This is a genomic window from Rhodanobacter sp. UC4448_H15 (genome assembly GCF_052978265.1).
Genome location: NZ_CM129665.1, coordinates 665,210 through 683,134, shown reverse-complemented (window position 1 = coordinate 683,134; position 17,925 = coordinate 665,210). Strand labels below are relative to the sequence as shown.

The 17,925-nt window shown below is 69.9% G+C and carries 14 protein-coding genes; 10 read left to right on the top strand and 4 right to left on the bottom strand.

Translation table 11 applies throughout. The features are described from left to right. Positions 1-4: 4 nt before the first annotated feature. Positions 5-1,240 carry a TIGR03862 family flavoprotein gene (locus ACVCMI_RS02895; RefSeq protein WP_447097505.1) on the bottom strand — a complete coding sequence of 412 codons (1,236 nt, stop codon included), beginning with the start codon at positions 1,238-1,240 and terminating at the stop codon, positions 5-7. A 699-nt stretch (positions 1,241-1,939) separates the two neighbouring features. Between ACVCMI_RS02895 and ACVCMI_RS02890 the strand changes: the two genes are divergently transcribed. The 3 genes from ACVCMI_RS02890 to ubiA all read left to right on the top strand — a co-directional run bounded on the left by ACVCMI_RS02890 (position 1,940) and on the right by ubiA (position 7,108). After that, positions 1,940-4,474, top strand: coding sequence for a pre-peptidase C-terminal domain-containing protein (locus tag ACVCMI_RS02890; RefSeq protein ID WP_447097506.1), 2,535 nt, complete (start codon positions 1,940-1,942; stop codon positions 4,472-4,474). A 158-nt stretch (positions 4,475-4,632) separates the two neighbouring features. After that, positions 4,633-6,021, top strand: a complete 1,389-nt coding sequence (locus tag ACVCMI_RS02885; RefSeq protein ID WP_447097507.1) for a M28 family metallopeptidase — start codon at positions 4,633-4,635, stop codon at positions 6,019-6,021. A 193-nt stretch (positions 6,022-6,214) separates the two neighbouring features. Further along, positions 6,215-7,108, top strand: coding sequence for a 4-hydroxybenzoate octaprenyltransferase (gene ubiA / locus ACVCMI_RS02880; protein ID WP_447099496.1), 894 nt, complete (start codon positions 6,215-6,217; stop codon positions 7,106-7,108). A gap of 75 nt (positions 7,109-7,183) precedes the next feature. On the opposite strand, the gene ACVCMI_RS02875 is transcribed toward ubiA, so the two are convergent. Then, complete coding sequence (locus ACVCMI_RS02875) at positions 7,184-7,903, bottom strand: ComF family protein (RefSeq protein ID WP_447097508.1); 720 nt, start codon at positions 7,901-7,903, stop codon at positions 7,184-7,186. A 140-nt stretch (positions 7,904-8,043) separates the two neighbouring features. Between ACVCMI_RS02875 and ACVCMI_RS02870 the strand changes: the two genes are divergently transcribed. The 7 genes from ACVCMI_RS02870 to ACVCMI_RS02840 all read left to right on the top strand — a co-directional run bounded on the left by ACVCMI_RS02870 (position 8,044) and on the right by ACVCMI_RS02840 (position 16,116). Further along, the gene (locus tag ACVCMI_RS02870) at positions 8,044-10,026 is read left to right on the top strand and encodes a multicopper oxidase domain-containing protein (protein ID WP_447097509.1); all 1,983 of its coding nucleotides are present in this window, start codon (positions 8,044-8,046) and stop codon (positions 10,024-10,026) included. A 104-nt stretch (positions 10,027-10,130) separates the two neighbouring features. Continuing rightward, a complete protein-coding gene (gene bioB / locus ACVCMI_RS02865) occupies positions 10,131-11,165 on the top strand; it encodes a biotin synthase BioB (protein WP_447097510.1) in 1,035 nt (344 codons plus the stop codon). 157 nt (positions 11,166-11,322) lie between these two features. Continuing rightward, complete coding sequence (gene bioF, locus ACVCMI_RS02860; protein WP_447097511.1) at positions 11,323-12,516, top strand: 8-amino-7-oxononanoate synthase; 1,194 nt, start codon at positions 11,323-11,325, stop codon at positions 12,514-12,516. Between the two features lie 28 nt (positions 12,517-12,544). Next, positions 12,545-13,291 carry a sulfurtransferase gene (locus tag ACVCMI_RS02855; protein ID WP_447097512.1) on the top strand — a complete coding sequence of 249 codons (747 nt, stop codon included), beginning with the start codon at positions 12,545-12,547 and terminating at the stop codon, positions 13,289-13,291. Further along, positions 13,288-14,088, top strand: a complete 801-nt coding sequence (gene bioH, locus ACVCMI_RS02850; protein WP_395121013.1) for a pimeloyl-ACP methyl ester esterase BioH — start codon at positions 13,288-13,290, stop codon at positions 14,086-14,088. The genes ACVCMI_RS02855 and bioH overlap by 4 nt, the downstream gene beginning before the upstream one ends. Then, a complete protein-coding gene (gene bioC, locus ACVCMI_RS02845; RefSeq protein WP_447097513.1) occupies positions 14,081-14,971 on the top strand; it encodes a malonyl-ACP O-methyltransferase BioC in 891 nt (296 codons plus the stop codon). The genes bioH and bioC overlap by 8 nt, the downstream gene beginning before the upstream one ends. Positions 14,972-15,102: 131 nt before the next feature. Further along, positions 15,103-16,116, top strand: a complete 1,014-nt coding sequence (locus ACVCMI_RS02840; protein ID WP_447097514.1) for a hypothetical protein — start codon at positions 15,103-15,105, stop codon at positions 16,114-16,116. Between the two features lie 48 nt (positions 16,117-16,164). On the opposite strand, the gene ACVCMI_RS02835 is transcribed toward ACVCMI_RS02840, so the two are convergent. Continuing rightward, complete coding sequence (locus ACVCMI_RS02835) at positions 16,165-17,013, bottom strand: transporter (RefSeq protein WP_447097515.1); 849 nt, start codon at positions 17,011-17,013, stop codon at positions 16,165-16,167. 85 nt (positions 17,014-17,098) lie between these two features. Continuing rightward, positions 17,099-17,881, bottom strand: coding sequence for a hypothetical protein (locus ACVCMI_RS02830; RefSeq protein WP_447097516.1), 783 nt, complete (start codon positions 17,879-17,881; stop codon positions 17,099-17,101). Between the last annotated feature and the right edge of the window lie 44 nt (positions 17,882-17,925).

Here is a 17,925-nt window from a genome sequence, read left to right as displayed (position 1 = left end):
GATCTCAGCGGCCCAGCCAGCGCGCGGCAGCGCGGCCGGCGAGCAGGCCGCCGGCGAAGCAGGCGGTGAGCAGATAGCCGCCGGTGGGTGCCTCCCAGTCCAGCATTTCGCCGGCGCAGAACGTGCCCGGGCGGGCGCGCAGCATCAGGCCGGCATCGAGCGCTTCGAGCCGCACGCCGCCGGCGGTGCTGATCGCCTCGGCGATCGGCCGCGGCCCGCGCAACCGCAACGGCAAGGCCTTCAGCTGCGCGGCCAGCGCGAGCGGATCGGCCAGCGTGGCCTTGTCGGCAAGCTCGAACACCAGCGCGCACTTCGCCGCGTCCAGCCCGGCGCGGCGGCGCAGCCAGTCGCCGATGCTGTGCTTGCCGCGCGGTGCGGCGAGGCGTTCGGCCAGCACCGCCTGCGCGTAGCCCGGCACCAGGTCCAGCATCAAGCCGGCCTCGCCGCGCGCGGCGATCTGCTCGCGCAGCTCGGCGCCGATCGCGTAGACCAGGCTGCCCTCGATGCCGTATTCGCTGAGCACGAATTCGCCCTGACGCGAACGGGCCGTGCCGTCGCGGTCCACCCAGTGCGCCACCACCGGTTTCAGCGGAGCGCCGGCGAAGCGACTGCACAGGTGGTCGCTCCAGTCGAGCTCGAAACCGCAGTTCGCGCTCTGCAGCGGCGCGATGTCGATGCCGGCGCGTTGCAGCGGTGCCACCCAGCCGCCGTCGGAGCCCAGTTGCGGCCAGCTGGCGCCACCGAGCGCGAGGATCGTCGCGCCGGCGTGGATCATCCGCTCACCTTGCGGCGTGGCGAAACGCAGCGCGCCATCCGCCTGCCAGCCGAGCCAGCGATGATGCATGTGGAAACCCACGCCCGCGTCGCGCACGCGGCGAACCCAGCGACGCAGCAGCGGCGCCGCCTTCAGATCCTGCGGAAACACGCGACCGGAACTGCCGACGAAGGTCTCCACGCCAAGCTCGGCCGCCCACGCGCGCAATGCCGGCGCATCGAACACGGCCAGCCAGCGGCCGACCTCCGCCTGGCGCGCGCCATAGCGGGCCACGAACCGATCCGGCGCCTCGCCGTGGGTGAGGTTGAGGCCGCCCTTGCCGGCCAGGAGAAACTTGCGCCCGACCGAGCCCATCGCGTCGTACAGGTCCACCTCGACGCCCGCGGCGCGCGCGGTCTCCGCCGCCATCAGGCCGGCGGGGCCACCGCCGATGACGGCGAGTCGGGGCGTTGCGGGGATAGACATCCGGCCATGGTCGCACGCGTCACCAAACGACGCATGCCGACCCGCCGGTGCAGTCTGAATCGAAACTGACCGCGGCATGCTGTTCGGGGTCGCAGGGCGCACTTCCGGGCAACACTCCATTCGGCAAGTTCTTTCGCCGCGCGGCGCTGCGGAAAACGTAATTTCATTCGACAATGCGATTATGTTCGCGGGCCACGTGAAATCGCTGAATAATCCAGGAAGGGAGACCTTGCCTGATGGAATCCTTCATCACCAGCGCTGCCGCCCATGCCTTTCATGGCGCCGTTTCAGCCGGGCTCCCGAGCAAGCGGACGCAGCGCAACATACCGCAAATAATTACGCCATCCGGGACCGCCCGATGACGCTCGAACCGTTGTGACGAAAATCACTGCGAGCCGGAAAAAGTCCTATTGACCGGATTAATCGCAGCGCCATACCGTCGTGCGGTTCGCCAACGGGGAGTTTGGCGAATGATCCTGTCAAGCAGCCATGCAATGACGCATGGCCTGCAGTCAATGGCATGCGACATGCCCGCAGCTGGCCCTCAAGGACTCACCAGGGGAGGGCCGACCGAAGCGGGTACGGGATCGTCGGTCCGCTTCAAAAAATCACGGATGCCGTGCACGCGCGGCAAATCAACCAATGAGGCGCGGGCAGTCTCAGGGCAGCGCTTTGCCTCAAAAAACTTCGGGAGTCACCATGCCAAGTCATCATCGTCTCAAGTTGCTGGCCGCCGCGATCAGTTTCGCGGCAGCCGGTGCGCTGGGCGCCACGCCAGCCAGCATCACCAGCGGCACCACTTTCGTCGCGCTGAACCAGCACGCCACCGTGCTGCGTCAGGGCGACGTGGTCAGCGGCCCGCTGTCCAGCGCACAGCCGATGCACATCGAGGTGGCGCTGAAACTGCGCAACCCGGCCCAGCTGCACAGCTTCATCGCCACCGCCAAGAGCTCGCCGCTGTCGATGGTGCAGCGCTCGATGACGACGCCGCAGTTCGTCACCAGCTATTCGCCCACCGCCACGCAGGCGAACAGAGTGGCGGCCTGGCTGCGCGCAGCCGGCTTCACCAACGTGCAGATCTCGCCAAACCGGATGCTGGTGTCGGCCGATGGCCGCGCCGATACCGCCGGCGCCGCGTTCAAGACCACGTTTGCCCAGGTGCGCACCAAGGATGGCCGCATGGCGTACATGCACAACGACGACGTGCACATCCCTGCCTCGCTGCAGGACGTGGTGCTGTCGGTGATCGGCTTGCAGAGCGTGCACCAGGCGCACACCTTCGCCAAGCCGATGCAATCGGGTTACACCACGCAGGCAGTGACCGGCCACAACCCGGTCGAGTTTGCCTCGATCTACGGCGGCAGCGGCGTGACCACGGCGGCCGGCGTGCCGGTGGGCATCGTCACCCAGGGCAAGATCACCCAGACGATTACCGACCTCAACACGTTCACCTCGCAGAACGGCCTGCCGACGGTGACCACGCAGACGGTCAACACCAACGGCACCAGCAGCGACACCAGCGGCCTGGGCGAGTGGAGCCTGGACAGCCAGGACATCGTCGGCATGGCCGGCGGCCATGTCGGCAGCCTGATCTTCTACAACATCCCCACGCTGTCCAACAGCAACCTGACGGCGGACTTCAACACCATCGTCAACGCCAACGCGACCAAGATCATCAACGTCTCGCTGGGTGAGTGCGAAACCAGCGCGCAGAGCGACGGCTCGGCCGCGGCGCAGGACCAGATCTTCCAGCAGGCCGTGGCGCAGGGGCAGACCTTCTCGATCTCCACCGGCGACTCCGGCGCGGACGAGTGCGGCGACGGCGGCGTCACGCCGAGCTGGCCGGCCGCCTCGCAATACGTGGTGGCGGTGGGCGGCACCACGCTGAACGCATCGACCACCACCTGGAACAGCGCCACCGTGTGGACCAGCGGCGGCGGCAGCTCCAGCACCTTCGAGCCGCAGCCGAGCTGGCAGAACGGCGTGGCCCCGGGCAGCACGCGCGGCCTGCCGGACATCGCCTACGATGCCGACCCGAACTCGGGCGCGAAGATCATCGTCAGCGGCGCCACCCAGCAGTACGGCGGCACCAGCCTGTCGGCACCGCTGTTTGCCGGCGCGTGGGCGCGGATCATCGCGATCAAGGGTTCCGGCGTCGGCTTTGCCGCACCGCTGCTGTACCAGCTGCCCGCGTCCGACTTCCACGACATCACCTCGGGCAACAACGGCGGCGAGACGGCGAGCGCCGGCTATGACCTGGCCACCGGTCGCGGCGAACTGATCATCAGCGGCGCGGCCAGCGACATCGGCGGCAGTTCGCCGCCGGCCAACGTGCCGCCGGTCGCCAACTTCAGCGATTCGATCAGCGGCCTGACCGTGAACTTCACCGACAGCTCCACCGACAGCGACGGCTCGATCGCCTCGCGCTCGTGGAACTTCGGCGACGGCGCCACCTCCACCGCGACCAACCCCAGCCACACCTATGCGGCGGCCGGCACCTACAGCGTGTCGCTGACGGTGACCGACAACGACGGCGCGACCAACACCAAGACGCAATCGGTGACGGTCAGCTCCAGCGGCGGTGGCGGCAACCAGTTGCAGAACGGCGTGGCGCTCACCGGCCAGTCCGGCGCCCAGGGTGCCCAGCTGTTCTACACCGTGGTGATCCCGGCCGGCGCCAGCAACCTGGTGATCTCCGAGTCCGGCGGCACCGGCGACGCGGACCTGTACACGAAGTTCGGTTCCGCCCCGACCCTGTCCAGCTACGACTGCCGGCCGTATCTCACCGGCAACAACGAGAGCTGCACCGTGGCCTCGCCGCAAGCGGGCACCTACTACGTGATGTTGAATGGCTACCAGGCGTTCTCGGGCGTCAGCGTCAAGGCGACCTGGAGCACCGGCAGCGGCGGTGGCGGTGGCGGCAACGTGCTGCAGAACGGCGTGCCGGTATCCGGCCTGAGCGCGAGCACGGGCAACGCCGTGTACTACACGATGGTGGTGCCGAGCGGGGCCAGCAACCTCAACATCAAGATCGCCGGCGGCACCGGCGACGCCGACCTGTACGTCAAGCTCGGTTCCACGCCGACTACCAGCAGCTACGACTGCCGCCCCTACATTTCGGGCAACAGCGAGAGCTGCACTGCGTCGGCACCGACCCCGGGCACCTACTACATCATGGTGCGCGCCTACCGCAGCTACAGCGGCGTCACGCTGACCGGCAGCTACACGCCGTAAGCGGTCAACGGCAACCCGTTGCGCAGGGACGCGCAGCGCACAACGGAAGCACCGGATGACGCTTCGGGCCCGCCCGGCAACGGACGGGCCTTTTTTTTGCGGCGCGCATCGGCGCAGAGGTTGTATGGTCGGAGTTTTCCCCGCCGAGGAACCCGCCGATGCGCCGCCTGATCCTGCCGTGTGCCCTGCTCGCGCTTGCCTGCGTACCCGCTGTCGCGGCAACCAGCCTGCCCGCGGTACCGCGCGAACAACCGTCGCTGCACGCGCTGGCCGATGCCCCGAGCCAGGTCGAACTGCGCATGACGATCACCCGCCTGGTCGGCTTCGGCACCCGCCACACCCTGTCCGACACCAAGTCCGACACCCGCGGCATCGGTGCCGCGAGACGCTGGGTGAAGTCGCGCTTCGAGGCGATCTCGAAGGACTGCGGCGGCTGCATCGAGGTCGTCACGCCCTCGCAGATGTTCACCGGCAAGCGCGCACCCACGCCGACCGAGGTGATGGACGTGGTGGCGATCAAGCGCGGCAGCACGGACCCGCAGCGCGTCATCGTGATCACCGGCCACCTCGACTCGCGCGTCACCGACGTGATGGACACCACCAGCGACGCCCCCGGCGCCAACGACGACGCCTCCGGCGTGGCGGCGCTGATCGAGGCCGCGCGGCTGCTGTCCAGGCAGGACAACCGCGCCACCCTGGTGTTCGCCGCGCTGTCCGGCGAGGAGCAGGGCCTGTACGGCGGCAAGGTGCTGGCCGACTACGCGGTGGCGCACGACTGGAAGGTGGAGGCCGAGCTCAACAACGACATCGTCGGCAACAGCCACGGCCAGAACGGCGTGATCGGCAACACCACCGTGCGGGTGTTCTCCGAGGGCACCAAGACCAACGAAAGCCAGGCTCAGGCCGACTACCGCCGCTACCACGGCGGCGAGGTGGATTCGCCCTCCCGCAACCTGGCGCGCTACATCGACCGCCTTGCCGATCAGTACCTGCCCGATTTCGACGTGCGCATGATCTACCGCACCGACCGCTTCGGCCGCGGCGGCGACCAGGTGCCGTTCCTGCAGGCCGGCTATCCGGCCGTGCGGGTCAGCGAGGCGCACGAGAACTACACCCGCCAGCACCAGGACCTGCGCAAGGAAGGCGGCATCGATTACGGCGACAGCATCGACGGCGTCGACTTCCGCTACCTGGCACGGGTCACCGCGCTCAACGCCATCACCATGGCCAGCCTGAGCCGCGCGCCGGCGCCGCCGACGCAGGTCGAGATCAAGGGCGCGCTGGCCACCGACACCACGGTGAGCTGGCACAAGGTGCCCGGCGCCGCCGGTTACCGCGTGCACTGGCGCGACACCACCGCGTCGCAATGGCAGTACGTGCGCGCGGTCGGCGATGTCGACCAGGCCGTGCTGGCCGACGTGGTGATCGACGACTGGTTCTTCGGGGTGTCGGCCGTCTCGGCCGACGGCTACGAAAGCCCGGTGGTGTTCCCCGGCTTCGCCGGCAGCTTCGAACGCTCGCCCGCGCCGGAGCCGTCCGCCAAGTGACGGGCTTGGCGCTGCGCCCGCGCGACGCACGCTAAACTTCCGGGCGATGGCCACGCCTCCGCGCAAACGCAAGCCCCGCAAGACCGGCGCACCCGCGCCGGTCGCGCGACCGCGCGCGCGACCGGCGGCAACCAAGACCGCCGCCAGGCCCGCCGTCTCGCGCCCCGCGGACAGCTCCACCCGCGCCACCCGCGTGCTCGACTGGCTGCTGCGGAAACTGCCGGCACGCCACCGCGAAAAGGCACGCGACTACCTGGTGCTGACCCGCATGGATCGGCCGATCGGCGCGTTGCTGCTGCTGTGGCCGACCTGGTGGGCGCTGTGGCTGGCCGCCGGCGATTTCCCGCCGTGGAAGCCGCTGATCATCTTCACCCTGGGCGTGTTCGCGATGCGCGCGGCCGGCTGCGCGATCAACGACTACGCCGACCGCAAGCTCGACCCGCAGGTGGCGCGCACGGCCGGGCGACCGATCGCCGCCGGGCGGGTGACGCCGCGCGAGGCGCTGGTGGTGTTCGCCGTGCTGCTGGCAGTCGCCTTCGTGCTGGTGCTGTTCACCGATGCGCTGACGATCAAGCTGGCCTTCGCCGGTGCCGTGCTGGCGGCGATCTACCCGTTCACCAAGCGCTGGACCTACCTGCCGCAGGTGGTGCTGGGCGCGGCGTTCGGCTGGTCGATCCCGATGGCGTTCGCCGCAGTGACGCACACGGTGCCGCCGCTGGGCTGGCTGCTGTTCCTCGGCAACATCCTGTGGTCGGTGATCTACGACACCGAGTACGCGATGGTCGACCGCGACGACGACCTCAAGGTCGGCGTGAAATCCACAGCGATCCTGTTCGGCGATGCCGATGTGCCGATCCTCGGCATGCTGATGGGTACCCTGCTGCTGGCCCTGCTGTTCGTCGGCCAGCGTGCCGGCCTGGGCTGGCCGTACTGGCTGGCCCTGCTCGCCGTCGTCGGCCTGTTCGGCTACCAGCTGTGGCTGATCCGCAAGCGCGGGCGCGACGCCTGCCTGGCCGCCTTTCGCCACAACAACTGGCTGGGCCTGACCTTGTGGGTGGGCATCGTGTTGGCGCTGGCGGTGAAATAGCGAGGAGTGAGTGGAGAGGAGTGAGAAGTGAGCGTGGCGAGACGATGCTTTCTCCCACTTCTCACTCCTCTCCACTCACTCCCGCCTCAAGGGCGCGCGCGCCAGCGCCCAGACATCCACCCGCGGCACGCCGACGCGCTTGAGCACGCCGGCGCATTCGGCCAGCGTGGCGCCGGTGGTCATCACGTCGTCGAGGATCGCCACGTGCGCAGGCGGCGCCAGCCCGGGACACAGCGCGAACGCGTCGCGCACGTTGCGGCGACGGTCGACCGCGTCCAGTTCGGTTTGCGCCTCGGTGCGCCGCGAGCGCTGCAGCACGTCGTGGCGCAGCGGCACCCCCAGCGCACGCGCCAGCGGCCGGGCCAGCTCCAGCGCCTGGTTGTAGCCGCGCTGGCGCAGCCGGCTGCGATGCAGCGGTACGGTAATCAGCAGCGAAGGCCGCTCGATCACCCGTGGCTCGTTCTGCCACAGGCCGGACAACACGCGGCCGGCGGCGAGGTCGCGGCCGAACTTGAAGCGCGATTCCAGCCGGTCCAGCGGCCAGCCGTAGCGGAACGGCGCCCATGCCGCGTCCCATGGCGGCGCGTGCTGCTGGCATTCGCCGCACAACGTCGCCGCGGTCGCCAGCGGCAAGGCGCAGCGTGCGCAGCAATTGCGGTTGCGCGGCATCTCGGCGGCGCAATCCGCGCACAGGTCCATGCCGCCGTGGCCCGGCGCGCCGCACAACAGACAGCGCAGCGGCAGCAGCCATCGCTGCAGCGCTGGCCAGGATTGCAGCAGACTGGTCTTGTGCATGGTCTCCCCCGTCCCCGCCTCGACCGATGGTAGCGGCAACCGCGGGTCGCGCGCAGTGCACCTGCGGTCTACACTCGATCACCAACCGTGGCGCGCCCTGCCACGCCTGCACTTCGCCCATCGAAAACCTGGAGATTCGCATGAGCTCGATCCACGACGACCACCCTGCTCCATCGACCTGGCCCGCGATCGCCGGCACCGCGCTGCGGGTGGCCTTCGGCGTGATCTGGGCGGTGAGCGCCGCGCTGACCTGGACCGACGGCTTCGCCGACCACTACGTCGGCTACTTGCACAATGCCGCCACCGGCCAGCCGGCGTGGTCGGCGTGGTGGTTCGACATGTGGATCGCGGTGGTCACGCCGCACGCGGGCTTGTTCGTGTGGGCCACGCGGATCGCCGAGACGCTGCTGGCGCTGGCCCTGCTGCTGGGTTTCGCGCGCAAGATCACCTACGTCGTCGGCATCCTGTTCAGCCTGCTGATCTGGAGCACGGCCGAGGGTTTCGGCGGGCCGTATTCGGTGGGCGCCAACAACATCGGCGCGGCGATCAGCTTCGTGCTGATCTTTGCCGCGTTGATCGTGATCAACCTGCGCGCCGGCCCCAGCCCGTACAGCCTGGACTACCTGATCGAGAGCCGCTGGCCGCGCTGGCGGCGGTTCTCCGAATGGAACACGCGGGTTCCGCTGGAACAGGTGCGGCCGGTGTCGTGGCGCGTGCAGGGACCGGCGCTGGCCGGCGTGTTGCTGCTGGTGGCGCTGCTGCTGGCCGGCCTGCACAGCGCATTGAACGTGCGCAGCGCCAGCCCCGCCGCCGCCGCCGCCGCGGTGACGCCGCTGTCGCTGGCCTCCAACCAGCCGATCAAGCAGGCCCGCGACGCGCGCCTGCCGCCGCTGCAACCGGGCGACAGCGTGGAGGTGAACATCACCTCCAGCGACGACACCGTGGAGATCGCCAGCGGCGTGCAGTACCAGGCCTGGACCTTCGGCAAGACCGTGCCCGGCCCGGTGATCCACGTGCGCCAGGGGCAGACGGTGAACGTCACCCTCACCAACCGCGGCACCATGCAGCACTCGATCGACTTCCACTCGGCGATCACGCCGCCGAGCCTGCACTACGTGGACATCATGCCGGGCGAGTCGATCAAGTTCTCGTTCGTGGCCAAGGTGCCCGGCGCCTTCCTCTACCACTGCGGCACGCCGCCGGTGCTGCTGCACATCGGCAACGGCATGTACGGCGCGATCATCGTCGACCCGGCCGAGCCGCTGCCGCCGGCGGCCGAGAGCTACGTGCTGGTGCAGGGCGAGTGGTACACCCAGCAGGTCTCCGGCACGCTGATGGCGGGCAGCTACGAGAAGATGCAGCAGATCCGCCCGGATGAAGTCGTGTTCAACGGCGCCGCGTTCCAGTACGCACAGCATCCACTGACCGCCAAACCGGGCGACCTGGTTCGCCTGTATGTGGTGAACGCCGGTCCGAACCTGTGGAGCGCGTTCCACGTGATCGGCGCGATCTTCGACAAGGTCTATCCCGGCGGCAATCCGGCGCAGGCCATCGACGGTGTCTCCACCTACTCGGTGGGGCCGGGCGAGGGCGCGGTGTTCGACCTCACCCTGGACGAGGCGGGCCACTATCCGTTCGTAGATCACTCGATGGCGCACGCCGTGCTCGGCGCGCAGGGCATCCTGGAGATCGCCACGCCAGGCGAGGCGCTTGCCAAGCCGCAGATCACCAAGGCACCGGTAGATGCGAACGCCGCGCCGCCACCGGCCGCCACCGGCCCGTACACGTTCGATCCCGCGCACGGCGCGCAGCTCTACGCGACCTACTGCGCCGCCTGCCACCAGCCCACGGGGCTGGGCCTGCCCGGTGCGTTCCCGCCGCTCAAGGGCAACCCGGCGGTGCTGGATGCCGACCCCACCAAGCATCTGGACGTGATGCTGCACGGCCTGCAGGGCGTGGCCATCGACGGCGTCAGCTACCCCAGCGCGATGCCGCCGTTCGCCGCCACCCTCAACGACGCGGACATCGCCGACATCGCCAACCACGAGCGCACCTCCTGGGGCAACCAGGCCAAGCCGGTGACCGCGGAGCAGGTGAAGGCCGTGCGCGACGGCAGCAAGTAGCAACGCGGGCACCCGCCGCTTTGTCAACCTGAAACACAGTTACCAAGGTTGACGAAGCGGCGTACGCCGCCCACACTGCGCGGCCTCTGACCCAGGAGCCCGCCATGCCCGCTGCCATCCGCCACGACTGGAGCCGCGACGAGGTCGCCGCGCTGTTCGCGCTGCCGTTCAACGACCTGCTGCATCGCGCGCACGGCGTGCATCGCGAACACCACGATCCGAACGCGGTGCAGGTGTCGACCCTGCTGTCGATCAAGACCGGCGGTTGTCCCGAGGACTGCGCGTACTGCCCGCAGGCGCAGCGTTACGACACCGGCGTGCTGCCGCAAAAACTGCTTGAGGTCGACGAGGTGCTGGCGCGCGCCAGGGCCGCCCGCGACGCCGGCGCCAGCCGCTTCTGCATGGGCGCGGCGTGGCGCGGGCCGAAGGACCGCGACATCCCCAAGGTCGCCGCGATCGTGCGCGCGGTGAAGGACCTGGGCCTGGAAACCTGCGCCACCCTGGGCCTGCTCGGCGACGGCCACGCGCAGCAGCTCAAGGACGCCGGCCTCGACTACTACAACCACAACCTCGACACCGCGCCGGAGTTCTACGGCGAGATCATCCACACTCGCGAATACCAGGATCGCCTCACCACGCTGGAACAGGTACGCGACGCCGGCCTGAAAACCTGCTGCGGCGGCATCGTCGGCATGGGCGAGACGCGCGAGCAGCGCGCCGGCCTGCTGCAGGCACTGGCCAACCTGCCCGAGCACCCGCACTCGGTGCCGATCAACCAGCTGGTGCCGGTGCCGGGCACGCCGCTGGCCAACGCCGAACCGCTGGACCCGTTCGAGTTCGTGCGCACGATCGCGGTGGCGCGCATCCTGATGCCGCTGTCGATCGTGCGCCTGTCCGCCGGCCGCCAGCAGATGGACGATGCGGTGCAGGCACTGTGCTTCTTCGCCGGCGCCGGCTCGATCTTCTACGGCGAGAAACTGCTGACCACCGGCAACCCCGACGTGGAGGCCGACCGCGCGCTGTTCCGCCGGCTCGACCTGCATCCGATGGAGGTGGTCGAGAATGCGGAGACCGTGCATGCGGACATCGGCGAAAACGCCAGCTGCGGGCACGGCTGCGGCTGCAGTGCGGCGGCATAGCAGCGCCCCACCCCGGCCCTCCCCTGCGGCCGCAGGAAGTCCCTTTGGGGCAAGCAGGGGAGGGAGCAAGGCGTGCGGCACACGTTTGCCTCCTCCCCCTGCATCGCAGGGCGAGGTCGGGAGGGGGTGCTCCTCGCCCTGCGCAGTGCACTGAGCCATGCCCCGCCCCGACCTCCTCCAGCGACTGGCCGTCCAGACGGCCGAACGCGAACGCGCCAATCTGCGCCGCCGCCTGCACGTGATCGAGCACGCCGACGGCCCGTGGCTGAACAGTGGCGGCCGGCGCCTGCTCTCGTTCTGCAGCAACGATTACCTCGGCCTGGCGCAGCACCCGTCACTGGTTGCCGCGCTCGCCCGCGCGGCGGGCGAACAAGGCGTCGGCAGCACCTCGGCACATCTGATCTGCGGCCACCGCCGCACGCACGCGCAACTGGAAGAAGCGCTGGCCGCATGGACCGGGCGCGAGCGCGCGCTGCTGTTCTCCACCGGCTACATGGCCAACCTCGGCGTGCTGCAGGCGCTGCTCTCGCGCGGCGACGTGTGCGTGCAGGACAAGCTCAACCATGCCTGCCTGCTCGATGGCGCGAAGCTCAGCGGCGCGGAACTGAAGCGCTATCCGCATGCCGACGTGGCCGCCGCCGCGCGCCAGCTGGCGGCCAGCCCCGAAGCGGCCGCGCTGCTGGCCACCGACGGCGTGTTCAGCATGGACGGCGACGTCGCACCGCTGCGCGCGCTGGCGCAGCAGTGCGCCCGCGAGCACGCCACCCTGATGGTCGACGACGCGCACGGCCTGGGCGTGCTCGGCGACGACGGCGCCGGCAGCCTCAGCGCGGCGAAGCTGGACCAGCACGAGGTGCCGCTGCTGATGGCCACGCTGGGCAAGGCACTCGGCTGCAGCGGCGCGTTCGTGGCCGGCCCGGCGGCGCTGATCGAGGGGCTGATCCAGTTCGCGCGGCCGTACATCTACACCACCGCGATGCCGCCGGCGCTGGCCGGAGCCGCGCTGGAAGCAGTGCGGCTGGCACAGAGCGAAACCTGGCGGCGCCACAAGCTTGCCGCGCTGATCGCCCGTTTCCGCGCCGGCGCCGCGCAGCTCGGCCTGCCGCTGATGGACTCGGCGAGCGCGATCCAGCCGTTGCGGCTGGGCGACGCCCGGGCGGCCTTGCAGGCTGCGCAGGCGCTGGAACGGCGCGGCCTGCTGGTCGTCGCGATCCGCCCGCCGACCGTGCCCGCTGGCCAGGCGCGGCTGCGCATCACCTTGTCCGCGGCGCACGAAGAGGCCCAGGTGGACCGGCTGCTCGACGCGCTGGCTGATCTGCCGCAGGAACCGCGCGCGAGCGGCCCCGTATAATGACACGTTGTCTTGTGCCTTTTCCCCCATGAACGTCGTCAATATCGCCGCCTACCGCTTCGTCGCGCTGGACGACCTGTCCGCGCTGCGCGAGCGCGTGCGCGAACGCGCCGAGACGCTGGCGCTCAAGGGCACCGTGCTGCTGGCACACGAGGGCATCAACCTGTTTCTCGCCGGCACCCGCGCGGCCACCGACGCCTTCATGGCCTGGCTGCGCGAGGACGCGCGCTTTGCCGCGCTGGAAGCGAAGCAATCGTTGTCCGACACCGTGCCCTTCGGCCGCCTGCGCGTGCGGCTCAAGCGCGAGATCATCACCCTGCGCCTGCCCGCGCTGCGCCCCGCCGAGGGCCGCGCGCCCGGCGTGGATGCGACAACGCTCAAGCGCTGGCTGGACCAGGGTCGCGACGACGCCGGCCGCGAGGTGGTGATGCTCGACACCCGCAACGACTACGAGACCGACGCCGGCGCTTTTGCGCAGGCAGTGGACTATCGCATCGCCCGCTTCACCGACTTCCCCGCCGCGCTCGCCGCCGACCGCACACGCTACGCCGGCAAGACCGTGGTGCCGTACTGCACCGGCGGCATCCGCTGCGAGAAGGCCGCGATCTACATGCAGGAACTGGGCATCGAACACGTGCACCAGCTCGAAGGCGGCATCCTGAAATACCTGGAACTCACCGACGGCGCGCACTGGCAGGGCGGCTGCTTCGTGTTCGACGGACGCGGCGCCGTGGGCGCCGATTTGCTTCCGCTTCCGCAGGAGGCGGGCGCATGAGCCTGTTCATCGAGAAAGCCGGCCATGGCCCGCTGCCGCTGGTGCTGCTGCACGGCTGGGCAATGCACGGCGGCGTGCTGGCGCCGCTGGTCGAGGCGCTGCAAGCGCAGTGCACGATGTACGTGGTCGACCTGCCCGGCCACGGCCGTTCGCGCGACTGCGGCCTGCCGCTGGAACCGCACGCCTGCGCCGCCGCGATCGCCGCCGCCACGCCGCCGGCGCTCTGGCTCGGCTGGTCGCTGGGCGGGCTGATCGCGCTGACCGCGGCGCTGGACCTGCCGCATCAGGCGCATGGCCTGGCGATGCTGTGCGCCACACCGAAATTCGTGCGCGACGCCGGCTGGCCGCACGGCAGCGATCCGGCGCTGGTGCAGCAACTGGCCAGTGACCTGGAAACCGATTACCACGCCACCATCGAGCGCTTCCTGGCGCTGGAGGCGATGGGCAGCGCCGACCCGCGCGGCGAGCTGCGCCATCTGCGCGAGCTGGTGTTCGCCCGCGGCGAACCGGACGCGCGCGTGCTGCAGGAGGGCATCCGCATCCTGCACGACAGCGACCGCCGCGCCGCCCTGCCCGACCTGGCGGTACCCAGCGCCTGGATCGCCGGGCGCCGCGACCGGCTGGTGCCACCGCAGGCGATGACCTGGTCGGCGAGCCAGTGCGGCGGCGACAGCCACGAGATCGCCCAGGCCGGCCACGCGCCGTTCTTCAGCCATGCCGCCGCGGTGGTCGCGGCGCTGCAACCCTTGTTCGCCCGGCACGGTGGCCGGGCCAGCGCGAGCCTTGCCCATGAGTGAGTTCCAACTCGACCGACGCCAACTGCGACGCAATTTCGCCGGTGCGGCGACCACCTACGAGAAGCACGATGCGCTGCAACGCGAAGTGCAGACGCACCTGCTGGAGCGGCTCTCGTTCTACCTCGACACGCCGCAGCGGGTGGTCGACATCGGCGCCGGCACCGGCCGCGGCACCGCCGCGCTCAAGCGGCGCTATCCCAAGGCCGAGGTGATCGCGTTCGACCTGGCGCTACCGATGCTGCGCGTGGCGAAACAGCACAGCAGCTGGCGCCGGCCGTTCGACCGCGTCTGCGCCGAGGCATGCGCGCTGCCGCTGGCCGACCACAGCGTGGACGTGCTGCATTCGAACCTCTGCTTCCAGTGGATCGACGACCTGCCCGCGCTGTTCGGCGAATGCATGCGCGTGCTCAAGCCCGGCGGGCTGATGGCGTTCTCCAGCTTCGGCCCCGACACCCTGATGGAGCTGCGCGCCGCGTGGGCCGCGGCGGATGAGCGCGCCCACGTGAGCCGCTTCCTGGACATGCACGACGTGGGCGACGCGATGCTCGCCGCCGGCCTGCGCGACCCGGTGCTGGACGTGTTCCGCTACACCCTGACCTACAGCGAGCCGCGCAAGTTGCTGGAAGAGCTGCAAGGCCTGGGCGCCACCAATGCCGACCGCCAGCGCGAGCGCGGACTGACCGGCAAGTCGCGCTACCGGCGCATGCTGGCCGCCTACGAAACGATGCGCGTGGACGGCCGCATCCCGGCCACCTGGGAGGTGGTCAGCGCGCATGCATGGGGCCCGCCGGTGGGGCAGCCGCGACGCGTGGGCGGCATGGAGATCGCCAGCTTCTCGATCGACAAGCTGCGCGGCTCGCGGCGTCAGAAAGACGAAGCATGAAACATGCCCCGGGGGCGCCGATGCAGCGCTGACTTCGCGGATTCAACAACCAGCGCACGCTTTTTCGCGCCGGATGCGATCATGGTATCGGCCACAACTCGGTGGACCAGCAACGCATACAGGGGGGCCTGATGATCGAGCTGGAAATCCAGGCCTTGTCGGAACGACGCGAGGGCCTGTTGATGGAAGTGGGCCGGCTGGTGCTGGCCAGCGGTTTCAGCCTGCAGCGGCAGCGACTGGTCCAGGACCCGCACGGCATCCTGCTGACCATGGTGGTGCGCGGGCCGCCGCGAAAAAAGCGCGCGCTGGCGGCGGCGCTGGATGCCCACGAGCGCATCATCAGTTTCGAACTGGAACCGGTCACCGAGGGCGAGGAACGCGCGCACTTCGCCGCCTCGCGCGCGCCGTCGGCGTACGTTCCGCCCGTCCTTCCAGTGGCGCCACCGGCACCGGAGGCGGCCCCGCCGACGGCGCCGACCAGGCCCGCGGCTGCGACGGCGCCGGCTGTCCCCGCTTTCGACGAGGTCGCGCCGGTCAGGCTGGTCACGCCGACGGCGGCACCCGCGCCCCCGCCTGCGGTCGCCGCGCGGCCGACGCCCGAGCCGGATCTCGAATTCATCCTGCCGCCCCCGGCGCCGGCTCCGGTGGCGCCTGCGCCCGCCGTGGTGGCGGAGGCGCCGTTCGTGGAGCTGGTCCCGCTCGAACCCGACCAGGAGGCCATCGACAAGCTGCTGGCGAAACTGGCCACCGAGTACCCGCAAATCATGCCGCGGCTGCAGCAGCTGGATCGCGCGGTCGCCGAGGCGGCGCGCGAACCCACGCTGGCGCTGGCGGGCCGGCGCACCGGTGCATGGCTCGCCCAGCGCGAACCGACGGCGGGCGGGCGGCTCGACCTGGAGCAGGCGATCGCGCAACGGGGCGTGCCGGCACTGCGCGCGCTGGTAGAGGTGGAACAGGACGGCAGCCAGCTGCACATTCGCCACAGCCCGCTGTGCGGCGAACCCGGCCACTCCGGCTGCATCTTCTTCAGCGGTTTCCTGGAGGGCCTGCTGGCGCCGGTGCTGGACCGTCGCGAGCTGTCGATCTTCGCCGTGTGCTGCCGCAGCTACGGCGCGGACGACTGCGTGCTGGCGCTGCCGGACTGAACCTCGCGCAGCCGGCGCCGCGCACGCTCGCGCGCGGCGCCGCTTCGATCAGAAGCTGTACTTGACCGATGCGCCCACGCCGTAATCCGGACTGCCGTCGGTGAAGCCGGCCAGCGCATAGGCCTGCAGGCGCAGGTTCGGATTGAACTTGTGGTTCCAATAGCCGGCGAGCTCGCTCTGCGCGGCGCCGGTGTCGGCGATCCGCTCGCGGTAGTAGTAGTAGGCGCCGACGTTGTCGCTGGCACCGACCTTGTAGTCGGCACCGATGTTCGCGTTGAAGCCGTTCTGCAGCTGGATGTACTGCGAGCTGCCGTATTTGGTCCAGCCCACGCCGCCGAACGCGGTCCACGCGCCGCTGACCTTGTAGGCGTCCAGCGACAGGCCGTAGTCATTCTTGCCGGTGCCCAGCCCCTTGTTCTCGTCGGCGGTGCCGAACTTCACCTTGCCGGTGAGATCCAGGCCGGCCGTGCGGTCGGTGCTGGTGAACAACTGGTAGCCGGCCGACGCGGTGACGTCACCCAGGCCCGAGGCGGAGCCGCTGGACGTCGCCGCACTGCCACCGGAACCGCCGGAGCCGCCACCGCCGATGATGTGGCCGAGGCCGCGGCCAATGGGGTTGCCGTTGTTGACCTTGCCCACGCCGGGGATCACGTTGCCCGCACCACTGACGTGGATATACGGCACGGTGAGCTTCAACGTCCAGCGGTCGCTTTGGTACGCCGCGGTCAGCGGCACCGACCAGATGTCGGTGGTGGTGTCGGTGCCGTATTTGCCGCTGCTGTAGTCGGCACCGGCAGAGAGGCTGAACTGGCCGCCGTCCGCGGTGGCGGCGTGCGCTGCCGGCGCGCCGATCAGCAGCAGTCCGCCGGCGACCATCCAGTGTTGTGCGTTGCGCATGAAAAGTATCCTTGCTGACAGGGAACTGCGCAGGCCAGGCGTCTGCCGGGCCTGCGCGGAGAAGCACGTAAGGCGAACCGCGGACTCAGCCGCCCGGGCGGCCGACGTGGGTGGGATGATCCGGAATCTGCGGGCGCTCGGGGCGCTGCGGGCGTTCCGGCAGAGCGGGCCTGTTCGCGATGTCCGGCTTGCCGGCGGTATCGGGCTTGCCCGGGTGATCGGCCGCCGTCGGATGGTCGCCCATGTGGCTCTTGCCGAACTCGACCTTGGCCACCGAAACGTCGACATGCCCATGCGCGCTGGCCGAAGCGCTGCCGGTTGCCTTCGGCGAACGCATCACGTCACCCAGCTTGAAGCCCATGCTGTTGGCGATCTGGCCCCAGCCTTCGCCGGCGGCGCGTGCCGCCAGCACGCCGTCGAGATCAATGCTGGTGCCGTCGGCCAGCACCATGGTGCCGCCGTTCAGCGCGGCCTCGATCTCGGCGGCGGTCGGCTCGGTGATGCCCGCCTGCGCCAGGCTGGCTTCGGCCAGCGACAGCGCGATCTTCACGTTGCCGTAGCCCATCTGGCCGGTGGCCGGCGTGAACGTGGTGGTGGTCGTGGTGGTGGTGCCATCGGCGTTCGTGATCACGTCGTCGAGCGCGATGGCGCTGCCGTCGCGCAACCCGGCGACCAGTGCCTGCGCATTGGCATCCGAACCGGCGAATGCAGCGAATTCGGTGCTTAGCCGGGTCGACTCCTGGCCGTTGGCGCTGGCCGACACGGGGGCGTCAGGCGGCGGAGCGGTTTGCGCCATGGCCGGCGCGAGCGACAACGCGCCCAGCACCGCGGCGCAAAGCAGCGTGGATTTGAGATGGCGGGATTTCATGAAGTGGCTCCTGGGCAATGCTGCGATGGCGGAATGCCTGCGGG